The 14,979-nt window shown below is 65.4% G+C and carries 18 protein-coding genes; 7 read left to right on the top strand and 11 right to left on the bottom strand.

What is annotated here, in order from left to right:
* Positions 1-3: 3 nt before the first annotated feature.
* The 6 genes from SPO_RS14795 to SPO_RS14775 form a co-directional block, all read right to left on the bottom strand.
* The gene (locus SPO_RS14795) at positions 4-642 is read right to left on the bottom strand and encodes a glutathione S-transferase family protein (protein ID WP_030003242.1); all 639 of its coding nucleotides are present in this window, start codon (positions 640-642) and stop codon (positions 4-6) included.
* Positions 643-910: 268 nt separating this feature from the next.
* The gene (locus SPO_RS14790; RefSeq protein WP_011048616.1) at positions 911-1,123 is read right to left on the bottom strand and encodes a hypothetical protein; all 213 of its coding nucleotides are present in this window, start codon (positions 1,121-1,123) and stop codon (positions 911-913) included.
* A gap of 54 nt (positions 1,124-1,177) precedes the next feature.
* Positions 1,178-2,959: an acyl-CoA dehydrogenase C-terminal domain-containing protein gene (locus tag SPO_RS14785; protein WP_011048615.1), complete on the bottom strand. Its 1,782-nt coding sequence runs from the start codon at positions 2,957-2,959 to the stop codon at positions 1,178-1,180.
* 44 nt (positions 2,960-3,003) lie between these two features.
* Positions 3,004-3,405: a MerR family transcriptional regulator gene (locus SPO_RS14780; protein ID WP_011048614.1), complete on the bottom strand. Its 402-nt coding sequence runs from the start codon at positions 3,403-3,405 to the stop codon at positions 3,004-3,006.
* A gap of 219 nt (positions 3,406-3,624) precedes the next feature.
* Positions 3,625-3,819 (bottom strand): hypothetical protein, encoded by a 195-nt coding sequence (locus tag SPO_RS22935; protein WP_011048613.1) that lies wholly within the window; start codon positions 3,817-3,819, stop codon positions 3,625-3,627.
* A gap of 120 nt (positions 3,820-3,939) precedes the next feature.
* The gene (locus SPO_RS14775) at positions 3,940-4,308 is read right to left on the bottom strand and encodes a MerR family transcriptional regulator (protein ID WP_011048612.1); all 369 of its coding nucleotides are present in this window, start codon (positions 4,306-4,308) and stop codon (positions 3,940-3,942) included.
* Between the two features lie 117 nt (positions 4,309-4,425).
* On the opposite strand from SPO_RS14775, the gene SPO_RS14770 reads away from it, so the two are divergent.
* Genes SPO_RS14770 through SPO_RS14760 form a run of 3 tightly spaced genes read left to right on the top strand, consistent with a single transcriptional unit; the run spans position 4,426 to position 6,698 of the window.
* The gene (locus SPO_RS14770) at positions 4,426-4,845 is read left to right on the top strand and encodes a PaaI family thioesterase (protein ID WP_044028595.1); all 420 of its coding nucleotides are present in this window, start codon (positions 4,426-4,428) and stop codon (positions 4,843-4,845) included.
* 1 nt (position 4,846) lies between these two features.
* Entirely contained in the window at positions 4,847-5,365 is a 519-nt protein-coding gene (locus SPO_RS14765) for a PaaI family thioesterase (RefSeq protein ID WP_011048610.1), read from the top strand.
* A 7-nt stretch (positions 5,366-5,372) separates the two neighbouring features.
* The gene (locus SPO_RS14760; protein ID WP_011048609.1) at positions 5,373-6,698 is read left to right on the top strand and encodes an MATE family efflux transporter; all 1,326 of its coding nucleotides are present in this window, start codon (positions 5,373-5,375) and stop codon (positions 6,696-6,698) included.
* Here the strand turns inward: SPO_RS14760 and arsC are convergent.
* The 4 genes from arsC to SPO_RS14740 are packed head-to-tail and all read right to left on the bottom strand — an operon-like array spanning position 6,682 to position 8,844.
* Positions 6,682-7,026 carry an arsenate reductase (glutaredoxin) gene (arsC, locus tag SPO_RS14755; RefSeq protein ID WP_011048608.1) on the bottom strand — a complete coding sequence of 115 codons (345 nt, stop codon included), beginning with the start codon at positions 7,024-7,026 and terminating at the stop codon, positions 6,682-6,684. The two genes, SPO_RS14760 and arsC, sit on opposite strands and share 17 nt — an antisense overlap.
* A complete protein-coding gene (locus SPO_RS14750; RefSeq protein WP_044028594.1) occupies positions 7,023-8,081 on the bottom strand; it encodes a quinone-dependent dihydroorotate dehydrogenase in 1,059 nt (352 codons plus the stop codon). The genes arsC and SPO_RS14750 overlap by 4 nt, the downstream gene beginning before the upstream one ends.
* A complete protein-coding gene (locus SPO_RS14745; protein WP_011048606.1) occupies positions 8,078-8,509 on the bottom strand; it encodes a DUF1330 domain-containing protein in 432 nt (143 codons plus the stop codon). The genes SPO_RS14750 and SPO_RS14745 overlap by 4 nt, the downstream gene beginning before the upstream one ends.
* Positions 8,506-8,844 carry a DUF952 domain-containing protein gene (locus SPO_RS14740; protein ID WP_011048605.1) on the bottom strand — a complete coding sequence of 113 codons (339 nt, stop codon included), beginning with the start codon at positions 8,842-8,844 and terminating at the stop codon, positions 8,506-8,508. The genes SPO_RS14745 and SPO_RS14740 overlap by 4 nt, the downstream gene beginning before the upstream one ends.
* Before the next feature lie 117 nt (positions 8,845-8,961).
* Here SPO_RS14740 and SPO_RS14735 point away from each other — a divergent pair, with 117 nt between their 5' ends.
* The gene (locus SPO_RS14735) at positions 8,962-10,536 is read left to right on the top strand and encodes a bifunctional metallophosphatase/5'-nucleotidase (RefSeq protein ID WP_011048604.1); all 1,575 of its coding nucleotides are present in this window, start codon (positions 8,962-8,964) and stop codon (positions 10,534-10,536) included.
* A 3-nt stretch (positions 10,537-10,539) separates the two neighbouring features.
* Here SPO_RS14735 and SPO_RS14730 read toward each other — a convergent pair whose 3' ends face one another.
* Positions 10,540-12,288 carry a tetratricopeptide repeat-containing sulfotransferase family protein gene (locus tag SPO_RS14730; protein ID WP_011048603.1) on the bottom strand — a complete coding sequence of 583 codons (1,749 nt, stop codon included), beginning with the start codon at positions 12,286-12,288 and terminating at the stop codon, positions 10,540-10,542.
* A 153-nt stretch (positions 12,289-12,441) separates the two neighbouring features.
* Between SPO_RS14730 and SPO_RS14725 the strand changes: the two genes are divergently transcribed.
* Genes SPO_RS14725 through mnmH form a run of 3 tightly spaced genes read left to right on the top strand, consistent with a single transcriptional unit; the run spans position 12,442 to position 14,836 of the window.
* Positions 12,442-13,071 (top strand): glutathione S-transferase family protein, encoded by a 630-nt coding sequence (locus SPO_RS14725; protein ID WP_011048602.1) that lies wholly within the window; start codon positions 12,442-12,444, stop codon positions 13,069-13,071.
* 9 nt (positions 13,072-13,080) lie between these two features.
* Positions 13,081-13,746, top strand: coding sequence for an SOS response-associated peptidase (locus SPO_RS14720; protein WP_011048601.1), 666 nt, complete (start codon positions 13,081-13,083; stop codon positions 13,744-13,746).
* Positions 13,747-13,783: 37 nt separating this feature from the next.
* Positions 13,784-14,836 carry a tRNA 2-selenouridine(34) synthase MnmH gene (gene mnmH, locus SPO_RS14715; RefSeq protein WP_011048600.1) on the top strand — a complete coding sequence of 351 codons (1,053 nt, stop codon included), beginning with the start codon at positions 13,784-13,786 and terminating at the stop codon, positions 14,834-14,836.
* Positions 14,837-14,979 lie beyond the last annotated feature (143 nt).

Here is a 14,979-nt window from a genome sequence, read left to right as displayed (position 1 = left end):
TCCTCAAGCGCGATCCGACGGGTTGCCGGGCATCAGGTCATAGGGGTGTTTCCAGCCGGGCAGGGCGGCGATGCGGTCCAGCCAGGCGTCGATATGGGGCCAGTCGGCGCGGTCAAAGCCGAAAGGTTCGGGATAATAGAGGTAGCCGCAGCAGCTGAGATCGGCATTGGTGGGGCCAACGCCCACGATCCAGTCGCGGCCCTCCAGATGGGAGTTCAGCGTGGCATAAGCGGCCTTGAGCCGGCCCTGGTTGAAGGCGATCACCTCTTGCGGGCGTTTGTCCTCGGGCAGGAAGTTCATCAGGAAACGGGTCAGCCCGGCCATCGAGCTGAGCTTGTGGTTGTCCCACAGCACCCAGCGCAGGATGTCATAGTTCTCCTCGCGGGTCTTGCCGCCGAACTTGCCGGATGCCTCGGTCACATAGGCCTGGATACAGCCTGACTGGCTGGTGCGGAATTCGCCATCCACCAGCACCGGCGCTTCGCCCAGCTCGTTGACGGTGGTGCGGTATTCGGGCGTTCGGGTCTCACCGCCGAAGAAGTCGACAAAGACCGGTTCCCAGTCCAGACCCGAGAGTTGCAGCGCCAGCGCCGCCTTGTAGGAATTGCCGCTTTCTCCGAAGCAGTAGAGTTTGATCGTCATCATTGCCTCCCTTGGCCAATGTCGCGGCAGGGGTTTCTCACCCCCGCACTCCCGTGGAGTATTTCCGGCGAAATGAAGCAGGGGCCTCGTTACCGGATAACAAGCTTAATCTGGTCTGTTTCCGGCTGCGGTACAGGCTGAAGGGCCGATGACCACGCGGAATGAAGGTCCGTCGTTCTGCCCGCGTCCCGCCGGGCGGCCGGGCCGGAGGGCGGGGGAACAGGCGTGTTCTTCATTCCGCTGCAAATACTCCCGCCGAAGGCGTTTTCTACCGCTTGCGGTCGTCGAGCTCGGCGTTGAACAGGCGCAGCCGGTGGATCAGGTTCTCCTCGTTGATCACGCTGTTGAAATTCTCGAACAGGAAGGACAGCGCCTCGCCCTCGTCCAGCCCGGCCTCGCGCGAAAAGCTCTTGAGCCGACGATAGCCGTCTTCGGTCATCGCGACCGGGAAGCGGCGGGTCAGGCGGAAACGTTTGGGCATCCAGGTCCTCCCATCATGGCGGGGGTAGGGTGGGCATTCCTGCCCACCGCTGGCTTAGAAGTTGGCGGCGTCCAGGGCCATGACCGTGTCGGCGCCAGTCTGGATACGGGCCAGGTGCAGGGCGGTGGCGGGCAGGCGGCGAGCCATGTAGAAACGCCCGGTTGCGATCTTGGTCTCGTAGAACGCGGTGTCCGAAGCGCCGCCATCCAGTGCGGTCCGGGCGGCCTTGGCCATCTGCGCCCACATCAGGCCCAGGCAGACATGGCCGAACATATGCATGAAGTCATAGGAGCCCGACAGCGCGTTGTTGGGGTTCTTCATGCCGTTCTGCATGAAATACATGCCCGCGGCCTGCAGGTCCTTGGACGCCGCTTTCAGTGGTTCGATGAACGCCTTGTCATAGGCCTCGTCCTGACCGGCGTTTTCCTTGCAGAAGCTTTTGACCAGCTCGAAGAAGGCCATCACGTGCTTGCCGCCATCGGCGGCCAGCTTGCGGCCCACCAGATCCAGCGCCTGCACGCCATTGGCACCCTCGTAGATCATCGCGATCCGGGCGTCGCGGGTGTATTGCGACATGCCCCATTCCTCGATGTAGCCATGGCCGCCATAGACCTGCTGCGCCTGCACGGTCATGTCATAGCCCTGATCGGACAGGAAACCCTTGATCACCGGGGTCAGCAGCGAGACCAGCCCGTCGGCATCCTTGTCGCCGGCGCGGTGGGCGGCGTCGATCAGGGTCGCGCCCCACAGCAGGAAGGCGCGGGCACCCTCGGTAAAGCTTTTCTGGTCCATCAGGTTGCGGCGGATATCGGGATGCACGATCAGCGGATCGGCCGGACCCTCGGGGTTCTTGACCCCGGTCACGTCGCGGCCCTGCAGACGGTCCTTGGCGTATTCCAGCGCGTTCTGATAGGCGGCATCGGCCTGGGCCAGGCCCTGCATGCCGACGCCCAGGCGGGCCTCGTTCATCATGGTGAACATGGCGCGCATGCCCTTGTGTTCCTCGCCCAGCAGATAGCCGGTGGCGCCGTCATAGTTCATCACGCAGGTCGAGTTGCCGTGGATGCCCATCTTTTCCTCGATCTTGCCGACCGAGACCGCGTTGCGGGCGCCAAGCGTGCCATCCTCGTTCACCATGAACTTGGGGACAATGAACAGCGACACGCCCTTGATGCCCTCGGGGCCGCCGGTGATCTTGGCCAGCACCAGGTGTACGATGTTGTCGGCCATGTCGTGATCGCCCGACGAGATGAAGATCTTCTGGCCGGTGATCTTGTAGGAGCCATCGCCTTGCGGCTCGGCCTTGGTGCGCATCATGCCCAGATCGGTGCCGCAATGGGGCTCGGTCAGGTTCATGGTGCCGGTCCATTCGCAGGACACCATCTTGGGCAGATAGGTGTCCTTCTGCGCGTCGGTGCCATGGGCCAGGATCGCCGAGGCGGCGCCATGGGTCAGGCCCTGATACATGGTGAAGGCCTGGTTGGAGGCAGAGAACATCTCGCCCACCGCGGTGCCGATCACCTGGGGCATGTTCTGGCCGCCATATTGCTCGGGCATGTCCAGCCCGGTCCAGCCGCCTTCCTTGACCTGTTCAAAGGCCTCCTTGAAGCCGGTCGGGGTATAGACCACGCCGTTTTCCAGCCGGCAGCCCTCGGTATCGCCCACGATGTTGAGCGGGTGCAGCACGTTGGTCGCGATCTTGCCGGCCTCTTCCAGCACGGCGCCGGTGAAATCGGCGTCCAGTTCGGCATAGCCGGGCGTGTCGGATTGCGAGACCTTGAGAACGTCGTGCAGGATGAACTGCGTGTCCTTGGTGGGCGCGGTATAGATGGGCATGGGGGGCTCCCTGAAGTCTTGGAACGGGTGTTGGATGAGGCGGCTTATTCGGCCGCCTTCTTGGTGTCTTTCATCGAGGCAAGCACTTTCTCGCCCCAGCGCAGCTGTTCGCGCAGGTCGTCGATGGCCTGGGTCAGCTCGTCGCGCTGGGATTCCATGTCGGCCAGGCGCTCGTGGGCGATCTGATAGGTGCGGTTCAGCTGCATGTGCTGCTGATCGCCCACATGGTAGAGATCCAGCAGCTGACGGATCTGCTCCAGGCTGAAGCCGAACCGTTTGCCGCGCAGGATCAGCTTGAGCCGGGCGCGGTCGCGTTTGGTGAACAGGCGCTTCTGACCATCCCGGACCGGGAACAGAAGCTCCTTGGATTCGTAGAACCGCAGAGTGCGCGGCGTCACGTCATAGGCGTCGCACATTTCGCGGATGGTCATCAGGTCTTCGGTCATTCTCTCAATCTCTCGTCGCTGGCGTCATGGCAGAGAGGTGATCAGCTTTCCCGCTGTTTACAACATCTGCTTGACGTTGACGTAAGCCAAACGTCACGTCACTTTCTCGGTGACGTAAGATCAAGTCTCGGAAGGGCGGTTTTGCGACATTTCCTTACCCAGCGGAAACCGTTTGATGGGTGGATTTGCGGGTGCTGACCTGCCGACGAAAGGGTGGAATCAGCGCCCCGTGGCGCCGCCGCGCGGGCCCCGGTAAACGTCGCTGCGCGCCTGCCGGCGGGCGGCGATCTGGCGGTCCCAGTCGGCTTGATCCACACCGGCGGGCGCGGTGCCATGCCCGGTTGGGCCGGGGTCACAGGCCGCCAGCATAAGGGCGGCAAGCGTCAGGGTAACAAGAGCTACAGGGTTGGGCATCCGGTCCTCCCGCTCTGGGCCGGGCGGCAGGCGCCCGACACATCATAGCCTGCGGCGCCTGTGGCGCAAAGACAAGCCGGCGCGTCGCGCGCGCGGATCACGTTTGCGGTAGGTCGGGCGTTACTTGATGCCCCTGGCGGTTTGGTCGCGCAACTGCTGCAACTCGCTCATCGCTTCGTCCAGTTGCTGCTGTTGCAGGCGCAGTTCGTGCATCTGGCGGTCGGCCATCTCGACAAAGGCGGCCATCTGCGCCTGGTTGCCCTCATCCTCGTAGATCAGCAGCCACTGGCGGATTTCCTCCAGCGCAAAGCCGAAGCGGCGGCCGCGCATGATCAGCTTCATCCGCGCCCGCTCGCGCGCACCGTAATAGCGGGCGCGTCCCTCGCGGTCGGGCTGAAGGAGTTCGATGTATTCGTAATATCTGAGCGTGCGCGGGGTCACGTCGAACTCGGCGCACATCTCCTTGAATGACAAACGCGTCTCGGGCATGTCCAATCTCCTTGCCCGCAACCTAGGGGCTTGCGAATTCCAGCGCAACTGCCGGGCTTGCCCTTTGTGTCGTGCCCTGTTCATAAAGGGGCAAAGCAACGGCAGGACCGCAGGCATATGACCGACAAGGTAAAACTGGCCCGGCAATTCATCCAGGCGATCCCCCATGCCAAGGCGCTGGGGCTGGAACTGACGTATATCGGTCAGGGCGAGGCCGAGATTTCCATGCCCTATAACGCCGAACTGGTGGGCGATCCGCGCACCGGGGTCATCCATGGCGGGGCGGTGTCGGCGATGCTGGATACCTGCTGCGGCGCGGCGGTGATGAGCCACCCGTCGGCGCCGGGCGGAACTGCGACAATCGACCTCAGGATCGACTACATGCGGGCCGCAACCCCGGGGCAGACCATCACCACCCGGGCCACCTGTCATCACATCACCCGCAACGTCGCCTTTGTGCGTGCGGTGGCCACCGATGACGATACCGACCGTCCCGTCGCCACGGCGGCAGGCGCTTTTACCGTGGAGGGGCGCTGAGATGGCCCGGACCCGTCCCGAACCCATGCAGGTGGTCAAGCAGCGCCGCGATGCCGCGCTGAACGCGCTGGTCAGCGGGGTGCCCTTTATCCGGTTTCTCAACATCACCTTCGACCGGCGCGGGGACGAGCTGACCGGGGTGCTGAATTTCGATGACAAGCTGATCGGCAACCCGTTCCTGCCCGCCATTCATGGCGGGGTGACAGCGGCCTTTCTCGAGGTGACGGCCGTCATCACGCTGAGCTGGGCACATCTGTTCGAACGGATCGAAAGCGGCGATCTCGCGCCCGAGGATATCCTGACCGACGAGAACATGCGCTTTCCCAAGACCATCGACTTTACCATCGACTACCTGCGCTCGGGCCTGCCGCGCGACGCTTATGCGCGCGCCTATATCAGCCGGGCCGGGCGGCGCTATGCCTCGGTCCGGGTCGAGGCCTGGCAGGACCATCACGACAAGCTCTATGCGCAGGGGACCGGGCATTTCCTGATGCCGCAGGACCCCGGCCCCGAAAGCTGAGCGGCGCATGTCCGACGCGGCCCCGATCACGCACCAGCGGGTGTTGAAGATCGCTGTTCCGATCATGCTGGCCAACATGACAGTGCCGATCCTCGGCGCGGTCGATACCGCCGTGGTGGGCCAGATCCCGCAGGCCGCGCCCATCGCCGCCGTGGGTGTCGGCGCGATCATCCTGTCGGCGATCTACTGGATCTTCGGCTTTCTGCGCATGGGCACCGCCGGGTTGACCGCGCAGGCGCACGGCGCAGGGCACGAGGGCGAGGTCGCCGCCCTGCTGACCCGCTCGCTGATGATCGGCGTGGCGGGTGGAGTCGCACTCATTTTGCTGCAACTGCCGATCTACTGGGGCGCACTGGCCGTCAGCCCGGCCAGCGCCGAGGTTGAGACTCTAGCGCGCGGCTACATGTCCATCCGCATCTGGTCGGCGCCCGCCGCCATCGCCATCTATGGCATCACCGGCTGGCTCATCGCGCTGGAGCGCACACGGGCGGTGCTGGTGCTGCAACTGTGGATGAACGGGCTCAACATGGGTCTCGACCTGTGGTTCGTGCTTGGCCTCGGCTGGGGCGTCAACGGGGTTGCCTTTGCCACCTTTCTGGCCGAGTGGACCGGGCTCGCCTTTGGCCTCTGGCTCTGCCGCGATGCCTTTCTGAACCCGCGCTGGCGCGACTGGGCGCGGGTGTTCGAGGCGGCGCGCCTGCGCCGCATGGCGGTGGTCAACACCGATATCCTGATCCGCTCGATGCTGCTCCAGGCGATCTTTGTCAGCTTCCTGCTGCTGGGCGGCCGGTTCGGCGACGTGACGCTGGCGGCCAATCAGGTGCTGCTGCAATTCGTCCATATCACCGGCTATGCGCTCGACGGTTTTGCCTTTGCCGCCGAGTCACTGGTTGGGCAGGCTTTTGGCGCCGGAGCCGTGGCCCGGCTCAGGCGCGCGGCCTGGATGACCAGCCTCTGGGGGTTGGTGCTGGCGCTCTTGCTGGCGGTGGTGTTCTGGGCGCTTGGACCCTGGCTGATCGACGTGATGACCAAGGACCCGGCGGTGCAACTGGCAGCCCGCGACTATCTGGCCTGGATGGTGGCGGCGCCGCTTCTGATCCTGGCGCTGGTGATGTTCGATGGCATCTTCATCGGCGCCACCCGCTCGGCCGACATGCGCAACATGATGGCGCTCTCGGCGGCGATCTATTTTGCCACCGTCTGGCTGCTGATTGAGCCCTACGGCAATCACGGCCTGTGGATGGCGCTGACGATTTCCTTCATCGCGCGCGGCATCACGCTGGGCCTGCGCTATCCGGCGCTGGAGCGCGCGGCGGTCAGTCCAGCAGGCTGAGCATATCCTCGGGCGGGCGCCCGATCACCGCCCGGTCGCCCTTGATCGCCAGCGGCCGTTCGATCAGCACCGGGCTTTCCGCCATGGCGGCCAGCAGCACGGCGTCGGGGTCGCTCTTGCTGAGGCCCAGTTCCTTGAACCGCGCCTCGCCCGTGCGCATCATTGCGATGGCCGAAACCCCCAGCGCCGCCTGGGTGGCGCGCAGCTCCTCAAGGCTGGGCGCATCCTCCAGATAGCGGCGCAGTTCGATTTCTGCGCCGCGCTCTTCCAGCAGCGCCAGACCCTGCCGCGACTTGGAACAGCGCGGATTGTGCCAGTATTCGATCACAGCCAGTCCTCTCTTCTGGTTCCCACCGCCTCGGCGACCGAGGCGAAGCCGTCGCGCGCCAAAAGCGCATCAAGCCCGCGCGCGATCTCAGCCGCCAGCGCCAGGCCGCCATAGACCATGGCGGTATAGAACTGCACCGCCGAGGCCCCGGCGCGGATCTTGGCATAGGCCTGTTCGGCATTGCTGATGCCGCCCACGCCGATCAGCGGGATCGCCCCATCGGTCAGCGCCGACAGCCGCGCCAGAACGCGGGTCGATTTGTCAAACAGCGGCGCGCCCGACAGCCCACCCGCCTCATCCTTGTGGGCGCTGTGCAGCCCCTCGCGCGACAGGGTGGTGTTGGTGGCAATCACCGCATCCACGCCCGTATCGCGCGCCACGGCGGCGATATCGGCGATCTCGTCCTTGCTCAGATCCGGCGCGATCTTCAGGAACACCGGGATCGGCCGGGCCAGCGCATCGCGCGTTTCGATCACGCCCGACAAGAGCGCCGTCAGCGCCGCGCGCCCTTGCAGGTCGCGCAGTTTCTCGGTGTTGGGAGAGCTGACGTTCACCGTGGCGAAATCTAGATGCGCGGCGCAATGCGCCAGCACGCGGGCGAAATCGCCGGGCCGGTCGCTGCTGTCCTTGTTGGCCCCCAGATTAAGGCCGATCACCGCATCGCGCGGACGTTTGGCCAGCCGCACGGCAATCGCTTCCATGCCCTGGTTGTTGAAGCCGAACCGGTTGATCGCGGCGCGGTCCTCGGTCAGGCGAAAGAGACGCGGGCGCGGGTTGCCGGGCTGCGGGCGCGGCGTGGCCGCCCCGACCTCGATAAACCCGAAGCCTGCGCGCGCCAGCGGTGCCAGCGCCTCGGCATTCTTGTCGAATCCAGCCGCCAGCCCCACCGGGTTGGGCAGGTCCAGCCCCGCTACACGGGTGCGCAGCCGGGTCGAGGTGACCGGGCCGGGCAGGGGCACCAGCCCCGCCTTCAGCGCCTTGATCGACAGGCCATGCGCGGTTTCCGGGTCCAGCCGGTGCAGGGCTGTCAGCCCCAATCTCTCGATCATCTTCATCCGAAGCTTGTGCCCCCTGTACCGGGTTTGGTGCGGATCAGGCGCGAGGTCTCGACCGCCGCCTGCCGGTGGACCACCGCCTGTCTGTAGGCGGGATCGGTCACCATCTCGAGAAACGCATGCCCGCTGGGATAGCGCGCGATGAACATCTCGTCCCAGACCTCGTCACCGGGGCCGATCAGCACGGTCTGGAACGTGCCGCGCCAGACGATCGAGGCGCCCAGCCGGGCGATGACCGGCGCGGTCTCGCGGCCGTAATTGCGATAGGCCTCGGCCCCGCTCAACCCGGCATTGGCCAATTCGTGCCCCTCGGGGTAGGCGGCGCGGTCGCGGAACTTCACCAGGTTCAGCATCTCGATCGGGTGGTCGCGATCCAGCGCCTTGAACGCCTCGAACTGGGCACGGTCGGGGTCGATATAGCCTGTCATGTCATCTCCTGCGGGAAGCGATGTATACCGTCCACCAGCGGCAGGGGCTGCGACCAGAGCACATCGGACAGCCGCAATTCGCGGTAAAGATGCGGGAACAGCGCCCCACCGCGCGACACCTCCCATTTCAGGACGTCACCCATGGCATCGGCCTCGCAGGCCAGCAAGACCAGCCCCTCGGCCCCGGCGAAATGTTTCGCCGCCGTTTCGCCCGCCTGCTCGGCGGTCGAGAAATGCACGAACCCGTCGGCCAGGTCCACCGGTGCCCCGACGCTCTGGCCGTCACGCTCCAGCGCCGCCCATTCGTCGGCGCGAAAAATCTTGTAGATCAGCATGGTCCGGTGATGCCTTGGGCAGGGGGAGGAATCAAGCGCGATTTCCCTCACGAGACCTTTGACTCCGCTCAATTCCGCGCGCACCATCACCGGCAATAACAACAGGGAGTTGATAGCATGTTCACCCGTTTCATGACTTCGGTTGCGGCACTGGGCCTGACGGCCGGCATGGCCGCCGCCGAATACAAGCTGACCATTCTGCACACCAACGATTTCCACGCCCGGTTCGAACCGATCAGCAAATATGACAGCGGTTGCGGGGCCGAAGACAACGCCGAGGGCAAATGCTTTGGCGGCACCGCCCGTCTGGTCACCGCGATCGAGGCCGCGCGCGCCCGCGCCGGAAACGCGATTCTGGTGGATGGCGGCGATCAGTTCCAGGGCACGCTGTTCTATACCTATTACAAGGGCAAGGTCGCGGCCGAGTTCATGAACAAGCTCGGCTATGACGCGATGACCGTGGGCAACCACGAATTCGACGACGGCCCCGAGGTGCTGCGCGGTTTCATGGATGCGGTAAGCTTTCCGGTCCTGATGTCCAATGCCGATTTCAGCGGCGAGGAACTGCTGGCCACCAAGTTGCTGAAATCGACGGTGATCGAGAAGGGCGGCGAAAAGATCGGCCTGATCGGCCTGACGCCCGAGGATACCCATGAGTTGGCCAGCCCCGGCCCGAACATCTCCTTCTCGGACCCGGTGCCTGCGGTACAGGGAGAGGTCGACCGGCTGACCGCCGAGGGCGTGAACAAGATCATCGTGCTCAGCCATTCGGGCTATGGCACCGACCAGCGCGTCGCGGCGGAAACGACCGGTGTCGATGTGATCGTGGGCGGGCATTCCAACACCTACCTGTCCAATGTCTCGGACAAGGCGTCGGGCCCCTATCCCACCGTGGTAAACGGGGTGCAGATCGTGCAGGCCTATGCCTATGGCAAGTTCCTGGGCGAACTGAACGTCACCTTTGATGACGCCGGCAACGTGATCGAGGCGGTGGGCGAGCCGCTGATCATGGATGCCACCGTGAGCGAGGACACCGCCACCGTCGCCCGTATCCAGGAACTCGCGGTGCCGCTGGAAGAGATCCGCAACAAGGTGGTCGCCAATGCCGCCGCCCCGATCGAGGGCAGCCGAGATGTCTGCCGGGTGCAGGAATGCCAGATGGGCAATCTGGTCACCGACGCGATGCTGGAGCGGGTGGCCGATCAGGGCGTGACCATCGCCATCGCCAATTCGGGCGGGTTGCGCGCCTCGATCGACGCGGGCGAGGTGACCATGGGCGAAGTGTTGACAGTGCTGCCCTTCCAGAACACGCTGTCGACCTTTGAGGCGACCGGTGCCCTGATCGTCGAGGCGCTGGAAAACGGCGTCAGCCAGGCCGAAGAGGGCGCGGGCCGCTTCCCGCAGGTCTCGGGCCTGACCTTCACCTGGGACAGCGCGCAGCCTGCCGGCAGCCGCATTGTCGAGGTCATGGTTGCCAGCGAGGATGGTTTTGTGCCTCTCGACCTGACGGGGACATATATGGTGGTGACCAACAACTATGTTCGCAATGGCGGCGACGGCTATGCGATGTTCTCGGGGGACGACAAGAACGCCTATGACTACGGCCCCGATCTGGCCGATGTGACGGCGGAGTACCTTGCCGCCAACGCGCCTTATCAGCCCTATCTCGACGGGCGCATCGTCAAGAAGTGACCCTCAGATCCCGGACTGGCCCAACTCGGGCCAGAGGCCGGGGTCGAGACCTGCGATGAAGGGCGCAAGCATGGCCTCATGCTTGCGCCATTTGCCGACCGAGCGTGTATGCACCGGCTGGCGCAGCTGACTGGCGCTGAGCGTCAGAATCTGTGATGTGCTGCGCTCGGGTCGCGCCATTTCGGGATCCCAGACCAGACCCAGCCACTCGGCCAGCCGCTGGCTGGCACGGGTGACATCGGCCACCAGCTCTTCGTAAGGCAGATCCAGAATGCGGTCGGGGAAGATCGCGCGCCAATGCGCCATCATCCGGGCGTAAAGGTTGAACCGATGCGCCATAGCGCCCAGGTCATAGGCATAGTTCAACGCCGATCCCGCCAGATGCGCCTGCCACAGCGACAGCGCCACATCGCGCGGGTCCCGCCGCAGGTGGATCACCCGCGCATCCCCGCGCGCCGCGAGCAGGAAGCCCACAAGCCGGTAATTCTCGGGCATCTTGTCGGTATAGAACCGGGTGCCTTCGGGCAGGGCGGGCAGGCTCGCGGCCTCGCCCTTGCGGAACGCCGCCCGCGCCTGTGCGTCAAACGGCAGCCCGCCGTCGATCAGCGGCGCCAGCAGCCGCCCCGGTGCGATGCGTTCGCCCAGGGGGTGCACCACCGGATGCGCGCCCAGCACCGCCTCGGTCAGCGAGGTGCCGGACCGCGGCAGGCCCAGAACGTAGAATGGCGCAGGCCCATCGCCGGGCCCGTCGCAGTCCGCGCCCGGTGCAAACCGCGCCATCAGCGCCTCGCTCAGCCGGGTATCGGCCCCGGCGTCATAGGGCATCAGCCGCGCCATGGTGGCATTGGCACGGGTCAGATTGCGGGCAAGGCCGTCGTCATCCGCGCTTTGCGCTGCAATCCGGGCCAGCGCGAAATGCAGTTGCGCCTTGTCCAGGCTGCCCGCCTCGGCAGTTTTCAATGCGGTCTGCACCTGGGGCGCAAGCCGCTGGTTCTCGGCGGCATCGTTGAGATGGGCCAGCTGTTCCAGCGCCTCGGCCTGATCGGGCGCGATTTCGAGCACTCTGTGATACATCGCCTTGGCGGCATCGCTGTCCCCCTGTTCCACATGGCGCATCGCAAGGGTGAGCCGGGCGGGGATATGGCGCGGGGCCAGCTCTACGGCGCGGCGGGCGACGTCGATCGCGGCGCCGGGATGGTCTGCGCGCGCCAGCGGCAGTGACAGGGCGATCAGCAGGTCGACATTGTCGGGTTCGGCCATCTGCGCCTGTTGCAGATCAGCCAGCGCCGCCGCCTCGTCGCCCAACCGGCCATGCAACGTGGCGCGCAACATCAGGCCTCGCGCCTGTCCGGGCCGCAGGTCGACATAGCGATCCGCCGCCGCCAGCGCCGCATCGCCATCGCCCCGCCCCATCGCGGCCTGCGACAGCAACGCCCAGGCTTCGGCATCTTGCGGGTTGGTGCCGGTCAGCTGCTGCAGATGCCGCTCGGCCTCGTCCAAACGGCCCAGGATCACCAGCGTCTGCGCCAGATTGCGCCGGGCATCATGGAAATCGGGCGCCAGTTTCAGCGCCAGCTGGAAATGCGGCAGCGCCGCCTTGGGCCGGCCCAACCCGGATTCGGCAATTGCGGCAAGGTTCAGCCAGCCGGGATCACCCTTGGCCAGCTTGAGCGCCCGGCGCGCCAGTTTCTGCACGGTGCGGAAATCTCCGGATCGAAGCGCGCTCAGGGCAGGGGTGGGATCAAGCGTCATAAAGGGCTTTCGTGCGCTGCGACGGCAGGTGGTACCGTAGATCTAGGGGCGGCACAGGCGGGTTGCAAACCCATTTGCGACAGTTTCATGACGCTTGACCTGCGGCATATGGATACGTTAATTAACAAATAAGTTAAACAAAGGAGATACTTCATGAAACTGCATGTCTTTCCGCCTTCGCCCAACTCGCGCAAGGTTCTGGTCGTGAACGCGCATCTTGGGTTGAACCTGCCGGTTGCACTGGTCAACCTCGCCACGGGCGAGCAGCTCGCGCCGGGTTTTGTCGCGCTCAATCCCAATGCCAAGGTGCCGGTGCTCGAATATGACGATGGCAGCACGCTTTGGGAATCCAACGCCATCATGGCGCGGCTCTGTGCCGAGACCGAGACCAGCCTCTGGCCGAAATCCGACATCCGCTATGACATCCTGCGCTGGCAGTATTGGGAGACCGCCCATTGGACACCGGCGCTGTCGCCCTTCATCAGCCGCCACATCTTTGGCCAGATGGACGCCGATCTGGAAACCGCCGCAACCCAGGTGGCCAGATACGCGGCGGTGCTCGACAGCCATCTGGCGGGGCGTGACTGGCTGGTGGGCGATGGGATGACGCTGGCCGATATCACGCTGGCCTGCATTCTCAGCCTGCGGGATCAGTGCCACTATCCGCTTGAGGGCTACGCCAATATCCACCGCTGGATTGCCGCGATCGAGGCAGTGCCCGCCTGGCAGAGCGTCGAGGCCCAGGTGCAACAGGTACTGGCCAAGGTACAGGCGGCCTCGTAATCTGCCGCCATGTGCGGACGGATTGCCAATACCCTGCCCAGCGACGCCATGGCGCGGCTGTTCCAGGCGCAGCCGGCCAATGACCTGCCGGCGGTGCCAAATTACAATATCTGCCCCACCAATCCGGTTCACGTCGTCCGCGCCGGTCCCGGCGGGCGGAACCTGTTGGCGATGCGCTGGGGATTCCTGCCGCAGTGGTACAAGAGCGAAACCGACGGCCCGCTGCTGATCAACGCCCGTGCCGAGACCCTGGCCGAGAAACCAGCCTTTCGCGCAGCCTGCCGGCAGCGGCGCTGTCTGATCCCGTCCACGGGGTTCTATGAATGGACGCGTCCGGGCGGAGACGTGCGCCTGCCCTGGTACATTCACCGCCGCGACGGCGCGCCGATCGCCTTTGCCGGGATCTGGCAGGACTGGGGCCCCGAGGCCGCGCGCCAGCCCACCTGCGCCATCGTCACCACCGCTGCCAACCGCCATCTGGGGCAGTTGCATCACCGGATGCCGCTGATCCTGGAACCGGATGACTGGCCGCTCTGGCTGGGCGAGGCGGGGCATGGCGCTGCCCGGCTGATGCAACCGGGTGCCGAAGAGGTGCTCGACTATCACCGGGTCGACCCGGCGGTGAATTCGAACCGCGCCAGCGGTCCGGATTTGATCGAACCCTTCGACGGGTGATCTTTCGCCCGTCCGCAAAGGGCGCTACACCGCGCGCATGGCTCTAGAATTCACCACGCTCCCGCAACTCTATGCGCATGACTATGACACTGTCATCGACGTGCGCAGCCCGGCGGAGTTTGCCGAGGATCACCTGCCCGGCGCGATCAACCTGCCGGTGCTGGACAACGAAGAGCGTGCCCGCGTCGGCACCATCTACAAGCAGCAAAGCCCGTTTCTGGCGCGCAAGCTGGGCGCGGCGCTGGTGTTCCGCAACGCCGCCAGCCATGTGGAGCAGAGCCTGTCCCATCACGAGGGCCACTGGCGGCCACTGGTCTATTGCTGGCGCGGCGGGCAGCGGTCCGGCTCGTTCACTTGGATGTTGCAACAGATCGGCTGGCGGGCCGAAGTGGTCTCGGGCGGGTACCGCACCTATCGACGACTGGTAAACCGGTACCTCTACGAGGATCCGCTGCCGCACCGGCTGGTGGCGCTCGACGGGTTCACCGGCACCGCCAAGACCGAGATCCTGGCCCGGCTGCCGGCGCTGGGCGTCCAGATGCTCGACCTCGAGGCGCTGGCCAATCATCGCGGCTCGCTGCTGGGCGCGCGGCCCGGCGGACAGCCAGAGCAGAAGGCGTTTGAATCGGCGCTGGCGGCGGCGCTTTGCAGGCTCGACCCCACGCGCCCCGTGGTGGTCGAGGCGGAAAGCTCGCGCATCGGCGAACGTATCCTGCCGCCCAGCCTCTGGGCCGCGCTTTGTGCCGCGCCCCGGATCGAGATCGAGGCGCCCGTTGCCGCCCGCTCCGCTTATCTCACCGCTGCCTATGACGATATCCTGTCGGATGCCGAGACCCTGACCGCCCGGCTCGACCCGCTGCGCTATCACCGGGGGCATGCGGTGGTCGAAGGGTGGCTGGCCCTGGTCGCGGCAGGTGACAAACACGGGGTCACCCGCGCCCTGATGGAACAGCATTACGACCCGGCCTATCGCAAGTCCCGCGCCAGCCATGCGGTGCAGGTTGCGGCGCGCCTGCGCTCCGACACACTCGACCATGCGGGTATTGATACGCTGACGGCACAGGTTGCCGCAGTGCTGAAGGCCCTCTGAGCGCTGCGAGAGGGGGCGCTGCCTCCGACGTGGCAAGCCGCGGACCCCCCAGCGTACTTTGGGCGAAATGCAGGGCCGAGCCTCTGCTGCTTCTTTCTGGTTTGAAATACTCCGGGGGGAGGCGCCCGGAACGGGCGGCGGGG

This window comes from Ruegeria pomeroyi DSS-3 (genome assembly GCF_000011965.2).
In the GTDB taxonomy this organism is placed as follows: domain Bacteria; phylum Pseudomonadota; class Alphaproteobacteria; order Rhodobacterales; family Rhodobacteraceae; genus Ruegeria_B; species Ruegeria_B pomeroyi.
This window is presented reverse-complemented; position numbering and strand designations above follow the sequence as displayed.